This window comes from Bradyrhizobium sp. Rc2d (assembly GCF_900099855.1).
GTDB lineage: Bacteria > Pseudomonadota > Alphaproteobacteria > Rhizobiales > Xanthobacteraceae > Bradyrhizobium.
In genome coordinates this window covers 1-1,910 of record NZ_FNCU01000109.1, presented here as the reverse complement: position 1 = coordinate 1,910, position 1,910 = coordinate 1, and the positions used below count along the sequence as shown (strand labels likewise).

General features: G+C 66.8%; 1 protein-coding gene. It reads left to right on the top strand.

Features of this window, described 5'->3' with window-relative positions:
- The coding region (locus tag BLV07_RS45685; protein ID WP_143035757.1) for a condensation domain-containing protein at positions 1–1,910 on the top strand (1,910 nt) is incomplete at both ends.

Below are 1,910 nucleotides of genomic sequence, written 5' to 3'. Positions count from 1 at the left end.
CCGGCGGCGTTCGTGCGGCTGGCGGCGCTGCCGCTGACGGTGAATGGCAAGCTCGATCGCAAGGCGCTGCCGGCGCCGGACGATGAGGCGTATGCGCATCGCGCCTATGAGCCGCCGCAGGGCGAGATCGAGACGGCGCTGGCACAGATCTGGGCCGAGCTTCTGGGTGTGGAGCGGGTCGGACGCCACGACCACTTCTTTGCGCTCGGCGGGCACTCGCTGGTGGCGGTGCAGCTGTTGAGCCGGGTCTCGCAGGCCATTGGCTTCACACTGCCGCTGACCACGCTGTTTGCCAAACCGGTGCTGGCCGATCTGGCCGCGAGTATCATGGATGAGTTGAGCCGCTCCGGCGCGCAAGACCTGCCGGCCATTGCGCCGGTGTCGCGTGAAGCGCCGCTTGTGCTGTCGTTTGCGCAGCAGCGGCTGTGGTTTTTGGCGCAGCTGGATCAGAGCAGCACGAACTATCACATTCCGCTCGGGTGGCGGCTCAAGGGTGGGCTCGACCGCAGCGCCTGGCAGCGTAGCCTGGACCGTGTGTTGGCGCGCCATGAGGCCCTGCGCAGCGTGTTTGTCGCGCCGGAGGGCAAGCCCTGGGTGGAGCTGCTGCCGGTGGATGCGGGGCTGCCGGTTGTGGAGCACGATCTGCGGGACAGGCCGGATGCGGACGAGGCGCTATTGGGTCTGTGCAGGGAAGAGGCGTGCACGCCGTTCGATCTGGCGCGTGGCCCGCTGATCCGCGGCCGGCTGATCCGGATCTCGGATGAGGAGCACGTCTTGCTGCTGACGCAGCATCACATTGTCTCGGATGGTTGGTCGCTGGGCGTGTTGGCGCATGAACTCAGTCAGCTGTACCGGGCGTTCGTGGCCGGAGAAGGCGATCCGCTGCCGCCGCTTGCAATCCAGTATCCGGATTATGCCGCCTGGCAACGGCAGTGGCTGTCGGGCGCGCGGCTGCAGCGCCAGGCGCAGTATTGGCGCAACAATCTGTCTGGCGCGCCGGCCCGTCTGGCGCTGCCGACGGACCGGCCGCGGCCGGCGCAGCAGTCGTTTGCGGGGGCGACGGTCCCGATCGTTATTGATGCGGAGCTGACGCGGGAGCTGAAGCGGCTGGGCCTGCAGCAAGGCACGACGTTGTTCATGACGGTGCTGGCGGGGTGGGCTGCGGTGCTGTCGCGTCTGTCGGGACAGGACGATCTTGTGATTGGCGTGCCGAGCGCTAATCGCGGTCGCCGCGAGATCGAAGAGCTGATCGGCTTCTTCGTCAACACCCTGGCGCTGCGGCTGGACCTGTCGGGCGAGCCGAGCGTGTCGGAACTGTTGGCGCGGACGCGGCGCACGGCTTTGGGAGCGCAGGAGCACCAGGACCTGCCGTTCGAGCAGGTGGTGGAGATCGTGCAGCCGCCCCGGGCTCTTGATCACACGCCGTTGTTCCAGGTGATGCTGGCCTGGCAGAACAACGCCGCTGGGACGTTCGACCTTCCTGGGCTGATGGTGGAGGCGGCGGCAGACGGCTTCGATCAGGTCAAGTTCGATCTGGAGCTGAGCCTTGGCGAGCAGGGTGAGGTCATCGCTGGGACGCTGGGTTATGCCACCGCGCTGTTCGATCGCGCGACCATCGAGCGGCAGCGGGATTATCTGCTGGCGCTGCTGCGGGCGATGGTTGCCGATGCGCAGCAAGCGGTCGGGCGGATTGAGCTGCTGCCAGCCGACGAGCGGGCGTATCTGCTGGAGGAACTGAACCGGACGGAGGTGACGTATCCTGAGCAGCAGTGCATCCATGAGCTGTTTGAGGCGCAGGTGCAAAAAGCGCCGGAGGCGGTGGCGGTGGTCTATCAGGACCAGCGCGTCAGCTATGGCGAGCTCAATGCGCACGCCAACCAGCTGGCGCATCATCTGATCGGGCTCGGGGT